Source organism: Sphingobacterium sp. KH_072, assembly GCF_057837975.1.
Window position 1 is genome coordinate 472,035 of record NZ_CM174457.1, and the last position, 15,420, is coordinate 487,454.

Sequence of the window (15,420 nt, forward strand, 5' to 3'; positions counted from 1 at the left end):
ATAATAGGAGGAATTATGAGCAACAAAATAATGTATTTATTCGCTTTGTGCACGATGGTTTTTACGTCTTGCCAAGCAACATCCAATACGTCTAAACCGGTTTCTTTGGCGACATTGCCCGTCAATGATGATCGGCAAGAAGCGATCATGGCAGCAGGATGTTTCTGGTGTATCGAAACTTCGATTGGCTTGCTAGAAGGAGTGGATACCGTAATCTCTGGCTACATTGGCGGTAAAGGGGCAAATCCCACCTATGCACAAGTAACGACTGGGCAAACCGGTTATGCCGAAGCGGTCAAAATCACGTACGATCCAAAGGTAATTTCTTATGATGAATTGCTAAAAGCATTCTTCCAATTGCATGATCCTACGCAGCTTAATCGCCAAGGTAATGATGCCGGTACGCAGTATCGTTCGGCGTTATTTCCGTTGAATGCTGAGCAAGAAGAAAAGGCAGATTATTATATATCGCAACTGAATACCGAGAAAGCGTATGAGAAGCCTATTGTTACCACGATCGAAAAGGCTGATGTGTTTTATCCAGCAGAAGATTATCATCAGGATTATTTCAACAAAAATCCGGGTAATAGCTATTGCCAATTCGTGGTACAGCCCAAATTGGAAAAGTTTAAAAAGGTCTTTGCAGACAAGCTAAAGTAGTTATTTTTCAATGGAACCCATTCAGTTTACCGTTCCCGTGTATGGTGAAGGCGTGTTTGCGACTTTGGAAAACAAGGGAGGTAAACTGTATGGTTATTATCATCGGCATTCCGAATTGCAAGTGACCTGTGTGCTGCAAGGCAAAGGAACGATCGTGGTGGGCAATATTGCGCAATCTTTTCAGCAGGGAGATGTCTTTGTTCTCCGCCCCGACGAACCGCACATGTTTACGAAATATGAGGAGCCAAATTCGCCAAATGAAGATATTCATTTGGTACATGTTTTTGTGCATCTCGAACGGATGGAGAAACTATTTGTGATTCCCGAATTCGATCAGGTTGGTAGTTATTTGATTGGCTTGGATGCCAGTAAAAGAGTTCGCGCGGAGCGCGCTCATGATTTGCAACCATTTTTTCAGGAGCTTTCCCAGAAGAATGGAATTCCACGGTTCGTGGAATTTATCAGTATGTTGCACACGCTCACACAGCATCGGCAAGAAGCCGAGTCGCTTTATTCCGGCGCACGCAAGATCAGTTATTCCGACAAAGACGGTGCTCGCATTAGTGCGGTCTATAAATATACTTTCGATCACTTGCAGAACGATATAGCCATCGCGGATGTGGCCACCTTGGTGCATATGACGGCCACTTCCTTTTGTAAATTCTTTAAAAAACATACCACCAAAACGTATGTAGGCTTCTTAAATGAAGTGAGGATCGAGAAATCTTGCCAGCTATTGGTAAATCGGCGAACCGAATCCATCGCGGAAGCGGCATTCCAAGTAGGTTTCAAAAATGCGGTACATTTCAATCGGGTCTTCAAGCAAGTAATGGGCGCTTCGCCTCGCCAATACGTGCAACAGTACGGGGTATAGCATATAGACGAAATTTGTCATAATTAATTCCAGTTTTTTCTTGTTTCATTTTGGTTTAATGATCTTATGTGGTTGTTTATTAGCGTTATATTGTGATAATCAGCTGTAAGTGTCTTAGGTGTATATGGCAATATATGTTTATATTCAGACAATCGGCGTTTATGAGTTCTACGAGCATTTCTGTATCTTTACGGGTAAGAATAAGATAAAAAGGAAAGATATGCTTAAAGGATTTTTTAATGTTCCCGACCCAATTAACGAACCTATCAATTCGTATGCGCCAGGAACCAAAGAAAGAAAACTACTTCAAGAAGCAATTGCGACTGCCAGAGCGCAGGAAGTAGATATACCGATGTACATCGGATCAGAAGAGGTGCGTACTGGAAACAAATCTCCTCTAACACCACCACACGATCACAAACACATCTTAGGTCATTACCACAAAGGTACCAAGGAGCATGTAACCGCTGCGATCGATGCGGCGTTATCTGCTAAAGAAGCTTGGGAAAACTTGCCTTGGGAGCACCGTGCAGCTATATTTTTGAAAGCGGCGGAATTGGTTTCCACCAAATACCGTTACAAGCTAAATGCAGCAACGATGTTAGGTCAATCCAAAAATGCTTTTCAAGCAGAGATTGATGCTGCTTGTGAGCTGGCCGATTTCTTGCGTTTCAATGTGAAATACATGACGGAGATCTATTCACAGCAGCCTCCGGTATCACCTAAGGGAGTTTGGAATCGCGTCGAACAACGACCTTTAGAAGGTTTCGTCTTTGCATTGACGCCATTTAACTTCACTGCCATTGCGGGTAATTTGCCAACTTCTGCCGCGATGATGGGTAATGTGGTAGTTTGGAAACCGTCTGACACGCAGATTTACTCGGCCAATGTGTTGATGGAAATCTTTCTTGAAGCTGGCGTGCCAGAAGGTGTGATCAACTTGGTCTACGTACATGGTCCAGATGCTGGAGAAGTGATCTTCAAACACCCAGATTTTGCCGGTATCCATTTTACAGGCTCTACAGGAGTTTTCCAAGACATATGGAAAACAATCGGAGAGAACATTCATGTATACAAAACCTATCCACGTATTGTCGGGGAGACTGGAGGTAAAGACTTTATCTTAGCACACGCTTCTGCGGATGCGAAAGTGGTGAGCACGGCTTTAGTACGTGGTGCTTTTGAGTTCCAAGGACAAAAATGTTCGGCGGCATCTCGTGCCTATATTCCAAAATCGCTTTGGCCAGCTGTCAAAGAATTTATGGGTAAAGATCTGGAAACCTTCAAAATGGGCGGAACAGAAGATTTTTCTAACTTCATCAACGCGGTTATCGACGAGAAATCGTTTGATAAAATCACGAAATACATTGACCGTGCAAAAGAATCTGCTGAAGCAGAAGTTATTTTCGGGGGAGACTACGATAAATCAAAAGGTTACTTCATTCGCCCTACGGTAATTGTTGCTCAAAATGCCTATTACGAGACGATGCAAGAGGAATTGTTCGGTCCTGTATTGACGATCTTTGTCTATGAAGACGAGAAGTTTTCTGAAACGTTGAAAACAATAGATACGACTTCTATTTATGCATTGACAGGTGCAGTAATCGCTCAAGATCGTTATGCGATTGAAGAAGCAAGTCATGCATTACGTCATTCGGCGGGTAACTTTTATATCAACGATAAATGTACAGGTGCTGTCGTGGGTCAACAACCATTCGGCGGTGCGCGCGGATCAGGTACCAATGATAAAGCGGGATCGATGATTAACTTATTGCGTTGGGTTTCTCCACGTACAATTAAGGAAACCTTCAATCCAGATACGGATTACCGTTACCCGTTTTTAGGAGTAGAATAAAATAAGCAGGCAGCTCGGCTGCCTGCTTGATAAGTAAAAGGAGCTTTCATCGTAGATGAAAGCTCCTTTTTTATGTGCGAGCAAACCAAGTAATCAAAATTTGCGATCTACTAAATATTATTGATTAACCTATTTAACCGTATCGCGGTTTAAGGTGCGCAAAATGCTGTCGGCTTCCCGTTCTTGTTGGCGAGCATCGATCTGATGCTGTTTGTAGTTTTGCACCGCAATTCTACTTGCGCGTTGTGATACAAAAAAACCAGCAATAGCGATTACGGTAATCACTGTGACACCCCATGCATGCTTTTTCTTATCCTGCTTGATCAACCAATACATGATTCCGATGTAGGGGATCGCAAAAAAGAGATAGAAAACGATACTTGGAGTAATCATAATGTGCTAAATTTTATCCTGCAAAAGTAGGCTTTTACCCAGTATAGTTTAAAATTTTAACGTCATAAAATTACTGATCCAAATTCAACGCTCAAATTTCGCGGTATCATAAGTCTTGCAATCCAGCGTTCATCCGATCGTGAGCCCTTACAATCGCCCACTTTCTTCCGAATTGCTCTTGATTAAAGATTTCATCTTAAAAGCTTTGCCTACGTTGATATTGTACGTGAGCGAAAGGGTAAAAAGTCGGGTTTGTTGACGGCTTGATACAGTAATGATATCATCATTATAGTAGCTCTTCGCATCAAAATTACCTGTGTGAAAGATATCGCTAATCGATATAGCCGTTGTAAGGCGATCGTTGAAAAACCGTTTGCGTACACCCACATCCACGTTCGATATAAAGCCTGTAATGATATTTCCTTGTAAGACACGCGGTGTGTACAAAGCACTCAGACTTGCCGTCCAACCTTTTTTGAATGAAAATTCTTGCTCGGATTGTAAGATAAATGAGGTTAAATGAAGATCAAATTCCGGAGCAACCGAGCTGGTAGAGGTGAGCAAAAGATTGTTGGTGGCATTCCACCAAGAAAAGAATTGTACCGGTGCACTAATCGTAGCGGTATATACTTCCTCTCTTCCGGTGTTCTTTTGCAAAATTAGAAGCATGTCAGATTGTGGGTCAGTCTCGATAATCTGATAAATAACATCTTTGGTATTATTGTAACCGAAACCGAGGTAGTATTTTTGCTTAAATAAATAAGTGAGTTCTCCACCTACTGTAATTTGTGGACGGAGCAATGGATTGCCGGTGATTACCGAATAATTATCTAAGAAATAACGATACGGATTCAGCTCATTGTACGATGGTCTTTGTATACGTCTGTTTGCGGAGAGCGTCATGATGTGTTTACCTTCTTGATCCAAACTTTTTTGTACATGTAGAGAGGGAAAAAAATTAAAATAGTCGGCACGAATCAAGGTATCTTGTCCATCTCCAATGATTTCGCCTCTGATTCGGCTATTTTCGCCTCGTAATCCCAAGCTAAATTCGGCTCCGTACAATTCTCCACTTAAGCTCGCAAAACCTGCGGCGATTTGCTCTTTATAGAGGTAATCAAACGCGCGCTGATCATTAAGCCAAGTGTTTTGCTGCAATATATCGTAGGCATTCTCATTGGTGATATCTGTATTGGATAGTTTTGCACCCGCTTGTACTTCCCAACCATTGGCCCATTTTTTTTGATATTTAGTTTCGGCCGTGAAGATCTGCGATACACTAGGGAATCGAAAAACGAAAGCAGTGTCCTGAATCAATTGATCTTGTGTATTGAATGTATTGCTAAATGTGCTGCTTCGGAAAGATTTATTGCTATTGGTATAATCTGCTACAAATCGGAAGTTTGAACCTAATGTATCCGTTTTCCAAAGGTAGTTTATTCCAATATTATGGTAATCAACAGGCTTGTCCATTGGAAACTGACCGATGGAAATGATGCTCTCAGCAGGGTTGGGATAAACAATCTCCGTGTGGGAAAATACACTATCCACCGCTTTTGTAAACCTGCCAGTATAATCTATGGATAGGTTGTGGTTTTCTGCAATATCGTAAAAACTCGAAAGACGAACGCGATGACTTTTTGATCGATCTATACTATTATTAGTTGCCGTATAGGCACCTTGATCAGATAATGTCTTCAAAGCTTTTGCTATTGGAAAACGAATAATCTGCTGAAAGGGTAAGTTTGCCGGAATTATAATTGACGCCAGCAAATGGTCGAAATGAAGGATATCTGCCCAAACCTTTTGAATAATCATGACCTACTCTAGCTTGCAGACCACTTTCTCTGCGTTTTTTCATAACAATGTTGATCAATCCGCCAGATCCTGCCGCTTCATATTCTGCTGGCGGCCGAGCAATGACTTCAATCGATGCGATGTCTTCTGCTTTGAGATTCCGCAGGGAATCCCTCAACTCATCACCGCTTATATTGAGCATGCGCCCGTCCACCATCACGCGAGTGCCCGATACGCCATTGATCGAGATATTGCCTAGCATCACAAATACGCCAGGAGCCATGCTGAGCAGTTCCAATGATGATCTCCCCGCTGCGGATACCATATTATCGACATTCATGACCAAGCGATCGCGTTTGCGCGAGATCGTGGGTTTGCGAGCCGTCACCGAAACTTCTTCTAACAAATTCTGATCTCGATCGAGTTTTAGCAGACCCAAATTAGTGTTCCCTGTGATAGATAATTCTTGCGTCAACGTCTGCTAGCCAATTATTTCAATCGTAATTGCAAGTGAACCATTAACTAGATCTTGAAATTCAAAAAATCCCGATTCATCCGTGAATTTCGTCAAAATCTCTTCGTCACCGACTCGTTTCAGTGTAACTGTCGCAAACGAAATAGGTTCTCCTTCTGAGGTAGCGACTGTGCCCTTTAGTGTGACAGGTTTTGTTTGTGCGTTCGTTGGTGTTGCTATTAAGGTTATGTAGGAGAGTATTATTACATATTGTAAGCCGCGAACTAATGGGCTGAAATCTTTTGTTAGCAGCATAATTTGGTTAAATAGTGTTTTTAATTTCAATGAGTTAATGAGGTTGTTGTTTTACTTCTAAGATATATATTAAATTATTTTGAAATATTGTGCTTTCTGTTAAAAGGTGTTATTTTTTGATGAAAGTTCTTGTGTCTTATTTCTTAATGATGATTTAATGTGAATGTGCAGAAGGCATGTTGCTAATTGGTCACATTTTTGCACTACCATTAGGGTATTCGTAAAAATAGTTGAATACCATTGTTGACACGGAAATATTTCATACTTTTGTCTGTCAGAATTTTAAGAAGAAGATAGGATGCACTGTCATAACCACAATCAGCACATAGTTTTGCAAGCCAATAGTAGGTTTGTAGCATATGCTATGCGCCACGATTATGCCTTGTGTTGTCCAATTCTGAGATTACGACGACCAATACTGCCTCGAGCTTGATAAAGGGGCAGGAAATTTCCGGATAGGCGGCCACCATTCAACGCTCGAGCGTGTGCTGCTATTACAATCGTTAAATTCACGTATAGATTCCATGTAAAGTGGAATGTTTTTTAGGTCGAAGTCTCAGAATGATACTTTCAGATTTTTTGATTATTCCTGCCAATGCCACGCATAAAGATTATGCTCAGCAGATTTGTGACGAAATGTTTGAGTCTGCCAAGGCACGGGGAACAGGTATTGCCCGTCGGCAGCCAGAATATATTGCCAAGAAGATAGAAGAAGGCAAATCCGTTATTGCCTTACATAAAGACGGCCGTTGGGCTGGTTTTTGTTATATTGAAACCTGGAGCCACGGCGATTATGTGGCCAATTCGGGCCTCATTGTCAATCCCATATTTCGTAAAGAAGGTTTAGCTAAGGCCATTAAGAAAGAGATTTTTGAGTTGTCGCGCGAGCGTTACCCGAAATCCAAAATTTTTGGATTAACGACGGGATTGGCCGTCATGAAGATCAATTCGGACCTCGGTTACGAACCGGTTACCTATGGCGAGCTTACCCAAGACGAAGAGTTTTGGAAAGGATGCCAATCATGCGTAAATTTCGATATTCTGACGGCCAAGGAGCGGAAGAACTGTATGTGCACCGCCATGCTGTGGGATCCAGTCGAAAAAGAACGGGAATTGAAAGAAAAGATCCAGCGAAAAGCCGAAGCTAAGGAACGGTTAAATCGTATTGCTAAAAAGCAATCGCTGCTTAAACGCATCGAGTCGAAGCTCTGGAAATCCACCAAGAAAATGGTCACTTTTGTATTCCCAGTTGGAGTAAAACCAGTCAAGGGATTTTAATTTATATATTATAACAATAAAATGAAGAAAGTCGTTTTAGCATTCAGTGGTGGTTTGGATACCTCGTTTTGCTGTATATACTTATCAAGAGATTTAGGTTTGGAAGTACATTCAGTTATTGTGAACACCGGTGGATTTTCTGCCGAAGAGTTAGAAGCCGTTGAAAAACGCGCGTACGAATTAGGTGTAAAATCACATACCACGATTGACGAAACAGAAGATTATTATAAAGATACGATCAAGTACTTGATCTTTGGTAATGTGCTAAAGAATGCCACTTATCCATTATCCGTATCGGCCGAGCGCGTAACGCAGGCGACTGCGATTGCTAATTATGCCAAGAAAATCGGTGCAACTTGTGTGGCTCACGGTTCTACGGGCGCCGGAAACGATCAGGTACGTTTTGACATGATCTTCCAGACTTTGATTCCGGGCATCGAAATCATTACACCGATTCGCGACCTTAAATTATCCCGCGAAGCGGAGATTGAATACCTGAACAAGCATGGTGTAGAATATTCGGCAGAAAAAGCCAAATACTCGATCAACAAAGGCCTTTGGGGAACGTCGGTAGGTGGTGCAGAAACGCTTACCTCTAATCAATACCTGCCAGAATCGGCTTGGCCAACGCCAATCACACAAGATCAACCGCGTCAGATTACCATCGACTTTGAAAAAGGCGAGCCTGTTGGCTTGAATGGGGAGAAAATTGGTGCGGTGAAAGTGATCCAACAATTGCAAGAAATGGCGCAGCCTTATGGCATCGGTCGTGATATTCACGTCGGCGATACCATCATCGGCATCAAAGGTCGTGTCGGTTTTGAAGCTGCTAGTCCAATCATTTTGGTCAAAGCGCATCATATGTTGGAAAAACATACGCTGACGAAATGGCAACTTTCTTGGAAAGACCAAATCGCTGCTTTCTACGGGAACTATATGCACGAAGGACAGATGCACGATCCGGTGATGCGAGATATCGAAGCGTTCTTGAGCAGCGCTCAAGCTACAGTAACGGGTCATGTGATTGTGGAGCTACATCCGCACCGCTTTGTGATTATTGGTGTAGAGTCGGATCATGATTTGATGAACAACAAATTCGGAAGCTACGGCGAAATGAATGAAGGCTACACCGGCGACGATGTAAAAGGCTTTTCTAAAATATTTGGTAATCAAGTAGGAATCTGGTTTAAAGTGAACGGGCAGTCGTAATTATCGACAGCCAAAAAAGAAGAAAGTACATGACGAAGATAAAAGCAGGAATAGTAGGCTCAGCTGGCTATACCGGAGGTGAATTGTTGAGAGTGTTGATCTATCATCCTGAGGTGGAGATTGTGTTTGCCAATAGCGCATCCAATGCGGGCAAGAAAGTTTATGCGGTGCATAATGACTTGTTGGGCGATACCGAACTCGAATTTTCGACTGACTTCCACGCTAATATTGATGTGCTATTCTTGTGCTTAGGTCATGGTGATGCGCGCAAATTTCTGGACGAAAATCCTGTAGATACCAAGGTCAAAATTATTGATCTATCACAAGATTACCGTTTACGCGATCATCAAGCGTATACCAATGGTCAATTTGTGTACGGATTGCCAGAACTGAACCGAGAAGCGATTAAGCAAGCACAGTACGTGGCAAATCCAGGTTGTTTTGCGACTAATATTCAATTGGCGCTGTTGCCGCTGGCTCAGGCTGGCTTATTGCCCAATCAGATTCATGTAAACGCCACCACGGGATCTACGGGCGCGGGACAGAAACCGAGCGCTACGACGCATTTCTCTTGGCGCAACAATAATTTGTCGGCTTACAAATCTTTCGAGCACCAGCATTTGCAAGAAATCTCCGAGTCATTAGATCAATTGCAAAACGGTTATTTGCCAACGGACGATGGATCGTTGTTAGCGCGTGCGCAGCAAAGGATTAACTTCATTCCTCAACGTGGTGATTTTGCGCGTGGAATTTTCTCTGCAATCTATGTGGATGTGGATTTGGCAGAAGCTGACACGTATGCCTTGTACGCAGATTATTATCAATCGCATCCATTCACTTTTGTGAGTGAGCAAAATATAGATTTGAAGCAGGTGGTGAATACCAATAAGAGTATCATGCATGTGGAGAAACATGGTGATAAATTATTGATTCTGAATGCGACGGATAACTTGTTGAAAGGTGCTTCTGGACAGGCGGTACAAAATATGAACCTAATGTTCGGCTTGGACGAACGTGCTGGTTTGAACTTGAAGCCGGCAGGATTTTAATCTTTATTCAAGGTGGCGATCAAATAACAATGCCTGCTTCGAAAACGAAGCAGGCATTGTTATTTATTATTGCTTTGCTACCCGACCTCAAAAACCCTAAACACAAATAACCTCGCTTCCTTCCAACAGATTTTTGTTCTTCACGGATTTACTTTCGTTCGGTTTAACGCAGTCGGAATGCTAGGTCGGCGGTAGAGTCTACTAGTCATAACATAACACTTCGCTTAAGCATCATCCTTCCATCTTCATCGAATGCCGCCTCAGCGGATTGGCAATAGCAGTGGGATGCACTAACGTTGTGCTAATACGGTAAGCGGCGAGTTTTTTGCCTACTTTTTTGCGGGAAAAAAAGTAGGAGCCTGTCCGGCTTAAGGACAAGCATACCGTTGTCAATAATATAAAGGATTAAAAACGAACTCAGATTACTCTGCGAAAACTACATCCAACGATTCTTGGATCGCAACGATGGTTGTGCGAAGATCTTCTTCCGTGTGAGCCGCGGAGATGAAGCCCACCTCATAACCCGAAGGGCCAAAGTAAATGCCACGGTTTAGCAACTCGCGGTGCATCACCTTATACTGCTCCATCGACTCGTGGACGATCTCGTCGGCACGCTGAATCCTTTCTTGGTCGGTGAAGGCAAACCAAAAGATCGATCCAATAGTAAATACCTTGACACGATATTCTTTTTGCGCAATATATGCTAGAATTTCCTGCACAAATTTTTGCGTGACTGCTTCAATATTTTCATAAAATCCATCTTGTGCCAAGATGCTCAATGCCGCAATGCCTGCAGACATCGCTACCGGATTGCCTGACAACGTGCCGGCTTGATACACACCACCATCTGGCGATATATGGCTCATCAATTCATTGGATGCGCCGTAGGCGCCTACCGGCATGCCGCCACCGATGATTTTTCCATAAGTGATGATATCTGGTTTGACATCGTAATAACGAGCTGCACCCTCAAAGCCTAGGCGGAATCCAGTAATTACTTCATCAAAAATTAAAAGAGCACCATTCTCCTGCGTGATCTCGCGCAAGAACTGAACGTATTCCTTGTCTTGCATTAGCAAACCATTATTGGCTGGTACACCTTCTATAATAACGGTGGCAATCTGATCTTTGAAATCAGCGAAAACTTGCTTCAACGCATCATAATCATTTAGCGCGATCACAATGGTTTCTTCCGCAAAGGCTTTTGGCACGCCAGCCGACGAAGTTTCCCCGAAAGTCACCAAGCCAGATCCCGCTTTTACCAACAATGCGTCGGAGTGGCCGTGGTAGCAGCCGTCAAACTTGACGATCTTATCCCGTTTGGTATATCCTCTGGCTAAGCGAATAGCCGACATGACGGCTTCTGTGCCTGAGCTTACAAAACGAATCTTTTCTAAGTATCGGTTATTATTGATGATGAGGCTGGCCAGCTTATTTTCTAAAGCGGTAGGTGCACCAAAGCTCAAGCCTTTGTGTAATTGCTCTGCCACCGCTTCGCGTACGGCGTCATTGTTGTGACCCAAAATAAGTGGCCCCCAAGAGCAACAAAAGTCGATAAACTCATTGCCATCGGCATCCCACAAATGTGCTTTGTCGCCACGCTCAATAAATAGAGGAGTGCCATATACTGACTTGAATGCACGCACGGGTGAATTCACGCCACCTGGGAAATAGCCCTTTGCTTCTTCGAATAATTGACCTGATTTTTCTCTGGAAATATCCTTTTCTACCTTCGCCATCTAAAATTTTATATTGAAATGCGAATTTATCCATTTCGGGCTAGATATCGTTCATGTGAAAGTCAATATTGGTTGCAAAGCTTCCAGATTAGCGCTTTTAGATGCTGTAGAGCTTCTTTTTGTAAGAAAAACCGTATATTCAGCGCTCAAACACAAACTACCGATGATATTTACCAAAAAAATAGGCGTAGCGTTAGGATTGTTAGCAGGAACACTTACCGCATGTAAGATGAGTACACCGCCACCACCAGAACCGTATGGTGTATTGCCTACCGAACGTCAGCTACGCTGGCATGAGATGGAAACCTACGCGTTGATCCATTTTACACCAACAACTTATCAGAATAAAGAATGGGGATTTGGCGATGCAGATCCTGCGATATTTAATCCGACCGAGTTTGATGCGAATCAAATTGCGAGTGCAGCGGCTGCTGGCGGATTTAAAGGATTAATTTCTGTAGCTAAACACCACGACGGCTTTTGCTTGTGGCCAACGGCTACGACTAACTATAGCGTTGCACAATCTCCATGGAGAGATGGTAAAGGCGATATGGTCAAAGAATTTATGGAAGCGGCCAAAAAGAATAATTTAAAGTTTGGTGTATATCTATCCGCTTGGGATCGTAATGATGAACGTTATGGATCCGAAGCTTATCCAGAAGCTTACCGTCAACAATTGACTGAATTGATGACGGGTTATGGTGATTTGTTTACTTCTTGGCACGATGGTGCTAATGGGGGCGATGGATATTATGGTGGCAGAAATGAAAAGCGCACGATCGATCGCACCACATATTATAGTTGGAAAGATAAAACATGGCCTATCGTACGCGAGCATCAACCGATGGCGATGATCTTTTCAGATATCGGTTTGGATATGCGTTGGGTAGGTAATGAGCACGGTCATGCGGCCGAGACGAGTTGGGCAACGATCACGTTGAAAGGTAAAGAAGGAAAAGAACCAATGCCAGGGTTTATGGATGATAGCAACTTGTCAACCGGTACGCGCGGCGGCGAAGCTTGGATACCGGCCGAATGTGATGTTCCGCATCGTTCGGGTTGGTTTTATCACCCTGAACAAGATGGGCAGGTGAAAAGTCCAGATGCTTTATTCGAAATTTATTTGAAATCGGTAGGCCGCGGTGCGAATATGAATCTCGGATTGGCTCCGATGCCAAATGGCTTATTACATGCTAATGATGTTGCTTCGTTGAAAGGTTTTGGTGAGAAATTAGATAAAACATTTGCGACCAATTTGGCGGCTAAGGCAAAGATCAAAACATTGAATACGCGTGGCGATCATAAAGCGTATGCCGCAGAGCAAATTCTGGATGACGATCGTTATTCGTATTATGCATCGGATGATGATGTCTTGGAACCTTGGTTAGAGTTGGATTTAGGCAGCGAACAAGAATTTGATTTAATCCGTTTACGCGAAAATATTAAATTGGGGCAACGTCTAGACAGTGTGCACATTGCGACATGGGACGGGCAAGATTGGCAAAAGATTGCGGTAGCAACTAGTATTGGAGCTACACGCATTATTAAACTAAATCAGCCTGTAAAAGCAACCAAAGTGCGCATCGAATTGTTTGCTCCAGTAGCGCCGACTTTGAGTGATTTTGGTTTATATAAAGAAGCATTTGTAGATTATCAGGTGACTGAGGATGCGAAGAAAATCAATCGTCTTAAAGCTGCTGATTATAAAATCGTTTCTGCAACAGATCTATCCGCTGCGACCGATAATGATCCAAAAACTTGGGTACAAGTGAAAGAGAAGAACCTAGTTTTCGAACTAGGGGACAATACCGTGGCTGGTTTCTTCTACTTGCCAAGACAAGATGGGCAAAAAGATGGCATGGTGACACGTTATCGCTTTGCTGGAAGTCAGGACAACAAAAATTGGGAAACTTTCTATGAAGGTGAATTTTCCAACATCAAGTCGAACCCAATTGAGCAGGTGGTGCGGCTTAGCAAAAATGTGCAATATAAATTTATACGTTTTGAAGCTGTAGAAGCTACTGATGAAGGATTTACGGCCAGTGAATTAGGATTTATTAGATAAATCCCTATTTGTGTAGGATATAATTTACTTAAATAGCAATCATATTTCTTTTAAAGAAATATGATTGCTATTTTGCTTGTGCCCTAACGCTTTACGCTATGTTGTACTCGCCAATCTCTCTCGCACTTAGGTTTTTAAGTGTGCTCTTTTTTCTAATGTTGCTGATCGCATGCCAGAAAGATCCTCGTAATTCTGGAACTGAAACTGACGAAATTTATACAATCAATTTCGATGTACAAGATGCTATATTTGCTTCTTCCCAAGGGAGTTCCGGTTCGCTAGGGCAGGTTCAGCAAGTGGATAATTTGAATGCTATTGTCGAATATCTCTTCTTCTGGTCATTTAATAATGAAACTCTGCAACCTGATGTGGCAATTCAGCCTGGTGCTCAAATCACCTATAATGAAGGTTTGATTCCTGCTGGTTTTGCGGCAGGTTGGCCTTATGGCGATTACGCCGCCGGACGAGCTCTGTCTATGACAGGCGTCAAAGAGTTAATTTTAGAAGTACCGATTCAAGTGGTGGGATCTCTTGAAAGTTTCGGTTTTGATATCAGTTCCTCTGCCACCGGTCCAAAAGCATTTGACCTATACTATAGCAATGATGATACAACGTGGGAATTGTTGCAGAGCGAAAATCAATTTGCAAATTTCCTGACGAGTCAAGCTCGCAATAGTTTTACGTTTACTCTAAGTAATCTGCAGCTAGCGATGCTTGATCGAATTCGTTTTCGTTTAGTTACAGCGGCGGGTGAGCGTGGAGCAGGAAGCGCTTACAATGAAAACAGTGGTGCGCTACGTATAGATAATTTACGAATCCGCGGAACAGTAAAAGAAGAAGAGCGATCTGAAGGAGATCGATTACAAATCTATGCATTCGATGAGATTACTGGAAATCTGATCTCCTCGGTTATACAAGAATATGCCCCGAGCATGCCTACTATTTCTATGGATTTGCCACATGGCCAATATCGATTTTCCTTCGTGCGGCATACTGCTCTGTCCGATCTACTTATGCCTCCTTTCGTCGCATCTGCCAATACCTATTATATAGGTAATCGGTTTTCGGCGTACGCCGGAGAAATATATGGCGTTGAAAAATCCATCTTCGTCAATCAAAATATCCAAGAATCTGCACAACTCGATCGTTACTTCAGCCAAATAAAATTTCAATTTACAGACGCCCAAGATCTATCAGTCGTAGATCGGGTCGTTATTGTGCGAAGGGGTGAGCCCCAATTTTATGCCCCGTTCAATGCTCAAATGGCTAATCCTGTGCTAGATCAGTCAGAAATTGAAATCACGCCCAATTTTGCAGAAAGCAAAGAGTTGCAGTTTAATCAGTTTGTTGGCCGAGTCGATAATCCAGTCAATCTATCCTACCAGTTACTTATCTTTGGAATATCTGGCGAACTACTGCGTACTTTAGACGTCTCAGCCGCTGCGCGCAATAATGTACAGGTGCTTTTTAGAGGAGAATTGTTGGGCACGTTGCCATTTCAGACGAGTTTTCAGATAGAGATCAATGAGGAGTGGGACGAAACGATCGAAGTAGAGTTCTAAATCAAGGGTTTACAGTTCTAATTTTTTATATTTGATTTTGTTTGTGTTGGTATATTGTATATCTTTGCACCTCGTTTGGTTACAAGACCTGTTTTGTAACTGGCGAATAAATGTTACAGTATAGCTTCCACTTACTAACAAACATTTACAAATATTAAATTTATAACGAA

The 15,420-nt window shown here is 42.6% G+C and carries 13 protein-coding genes; 8 read left to right on the plus strand and 5 right to left on the minus strand.

The annotated features are described in order from the left end of the window. Window positions 1-15 precede the first annotated feature (15 nt). From msrA to pruA, 3 genes are all read left to right on the plus strand, one after another. Window positions 16-660, plus strand: a complete 645-nt coding sequence (gene msrA, locus AC3IRT_RS02250; protein ID WP_489394914.1) for a peptide-methionine (S)-S-oxide reductase MsrA — start codon at window positions 16-18, stop codon at window positions 658-660. A gap of 10 nt (window positions 661-670) precedes the next feature. Further along, window positions 671-1,534 carry a helix-turn-helix domain-containing protein gene (locus AC3IRT_RS02255; protein ID WP_489394915.1) on the plus strand — a complete coding sequence of 288 codons (864 nt, stop codon included), beginning with the start codon at window positions 671-673 and terminating at the stop codon, window positions 1,532-1,534. Between the two features lie 220 nt (window positions 1,535-1,754). Then, window positions 1,755-3,389, plus strand: a complete 1,635-nt coding sequence (gene pruA / locus AC3IRT_RS02260) for an L-glutamate gamma-semialdehyde dehydrogenase (RefSeq protein WP_489394916.1) — start codon at window positions 1,755-1,757, stop codon at window positions 3,387-3,389. 129 nt (window positions 3,390-3,518) lie between these two features. On the opposite strand, the gene AC3IRT_RS02265 is transcribed toward pruA, so the two are convergent. The 4 genes from AC3IRT_RS02265 to AC3IRT_RS02280 all read right to left on the minus strand — a co-directional run bounded on the left by AC3IRT_RS02265 (window position 3,519) and on the right by AC3IRT_RS02280 (window position 6,378). Further along, a complete protein-coding gene (locus AC3IRT_RS02265; RefSeq protein WP_489394917.1) occupies window positions 3,519-3,782 on the minus strand; it encodes a hypothetical protein in 264 nt (87 codons plus the stop codon). A 147-nt stretch (window positions 3,783-3,929) separates the two neighbouring features. Beyond that, the gene (locus tag AC3IRT_RS02270) at window positions 3,930-5,483 is read right to left on the minus strand and encodes an outer membrane beta-barrel family protein (RefSeq protein ID WP_489394918.1); all 1,554 of its coding nucleotides are present in this window, start codon (window positions 5,481-5,483) and stop codon (window positions 3,930-3,932) included. Next, on the minus strand, window positions 5,467-6,054 hold the full coding sequence (locus AC3IRT_RS02275; RefSeq protein WP_489394919.1) for a TonB-dependent receptor plug domain-containing protein: 588 nt from the start codon (window positions 6,052-6,054) through the stop codon (window positions 5,467-5,469). The genes AC3IRT_RS02270 and AC3IRT_RS02275 overlap by 17 nt, the downstream gene beginning before the upstream one ends. A 6-nt stretch (window positions 6,055-6,060) precedes the next feature. Further along, entirely contained in the window at window positions 6,061-6,378 is a 318-nt protein-coding gene (locus AC3IRT_RS02280) for a carboxypeptidase-like regulatory domain-containing protein (protein WP_489394920.1), read from the minus strand. Window positions 6,379-6,909: 531 nt separating this feature from the next. Here AC3IRT_RS02280 and AC3IRT_RS02285 point away from each other — a divergent pair. The 3 genes from AC3IRT_RS02285 to argC are packed head-to-tail and all read left to right on the plus strand — an operon-like array spanning window position 6,910 to window position 9,884. Continuing rightward, a complete protein-coding gene (locus AC3IRT_RS02285) occupies window positions 6,910-7,626 on the plus strand; it encodes a GNAT family N-acetyltransferase (protein WP_489394921.1) in 717 nt (238 codons plus the stop codon). A gap of 21 nt (window positions 7,627-7,647) precedes the next feature. After that, entirely contained in the window at window positions 7,648-8,835 is a 1,188-nt protein-coding gene (argG, locus tag AC3IRT_RS02290; protein WP_489394922.1) for an argininosuccinate synthase, read from the plus strand. 29 nt (window positions 8,836-8,864) lie between these two features. Then, window positions 8,865-9,884 carry an N-acetyl-gamma-glutamyl-phosphate reductase gene (gene argC, locus AC3IRT_RS02295; protein WP_489394923.1) on the plus strand — a complete coding sequence of 340 codons (1,020 nt, stop codon included), beginning with the start codon at window positions 8,865-8,867 and terminating at the stop codon, window positions 9,882-9,884. 422 nt (window positions 9,885-10,306) lie between these two features. On the opposite strand, the gene hemL is transcribed toward argC, so the two are convergent. Beyond that, complete coding sequence (gene hemL / locus AC3IRT_RS02300; RefSeq protein ID WP_489394924.1) at window positions 10,307-11,623, minus strand: glutamate-1-semialdehyde 2,1-aminomutase; 1,317 nt, start codon at window positions 11,621-11,623, stop codon at window positions 10,307-10,309. 163 nt (window positions 11,624-11,786) lie between these two features. Between hemL and AC3IRT_RS02305 the strand changes: the two genes are divergently transcribed. Beyond that, entirely contained in the window at window positions 11,787-13,688 is a 1,902-nt protein-coding gene (locus tag AC3IRT_RS02305) for an alpha-L-fucosidase (RefSeq protein ID WP_489394925.1), read from the plus strand. Window positions 13,689-13,828: 140 nt separating this feature from the next. Then, window positions 13,829-15,250, plus strand: a complete 1,422-nt coding sequence (locus AC3IRT_RS02310; RefSeq protein ID WP_489394926.1) for a hypothetical protein — start codon at window positions 13,829-13,831, stop codon at window positions 15,248-15,250. Window positions 15,251-15,420: the final 170 nt, after the last annotated feature.

Bases quoted from the DNA above. Each gene is read 5' to 3' on its own strand.
- AC3IRT_RS02285 (WP_489394921.1), top strand. From the start codon at position 6,910: ATGATACTTTCAGATTTTTTGATTATTCCTGCCAATGCCACGCATAAA.
- msrA (WP_489394914.1), top strand. From the start codon at position 16: ATGAGCAACAAAATAATGTATTTATTCGCTTTGTGCACGATGGTTTTT.
- AC3IRT_RS02305 (WP_489394925.1), top strand. From the start codon at position 11,787: ATGATATTTACCAAAAAAATAGGCGTAGCGTTAGGATTGTTAGCAGGA.
- argG (WP_489394922.1), top strand. From the start codon at position 7,648: ATGAAGAAAGTCGTTTTAGCATTCAGTGGTGGTTTGGATACCTCGTTT.
- AC3IRT_RS02265 (WP_489394917.1), bottom strand. From the start codon at position 3,782: ATGATTACTCCAAGTATCGTTTTCTATCTCTTTTTTGCGATCCCCTAC.
- argC (WP_489394923.1), top strand. From the start codon at position 8,865: ATGACGAAGATAAAAGCAGGAATAGTAGGCTCAGCTGGCTATACCGGA.
- hemL (WP_489394924.1), bottom strand. From the start codon at position 11,623: ATGGCGAAGGTAGAAAAGGATATTTCCAGAGAAAAATCAGGTCAATTA.
- AC3IRT_RS02255 (WP_489394915.1), top strand. From the start codon at position 671: ATGGAACCCATTCAGTTTACCGTTCCCGTGTATGGTGAAGGCGTGTTT.
- pruA (WP_489394916.1), top strand. From the start codon at position 1,755: ATGCTTAAAGGATTTTTTAATGTTCCCGACCCAATTAACGAACCTATC.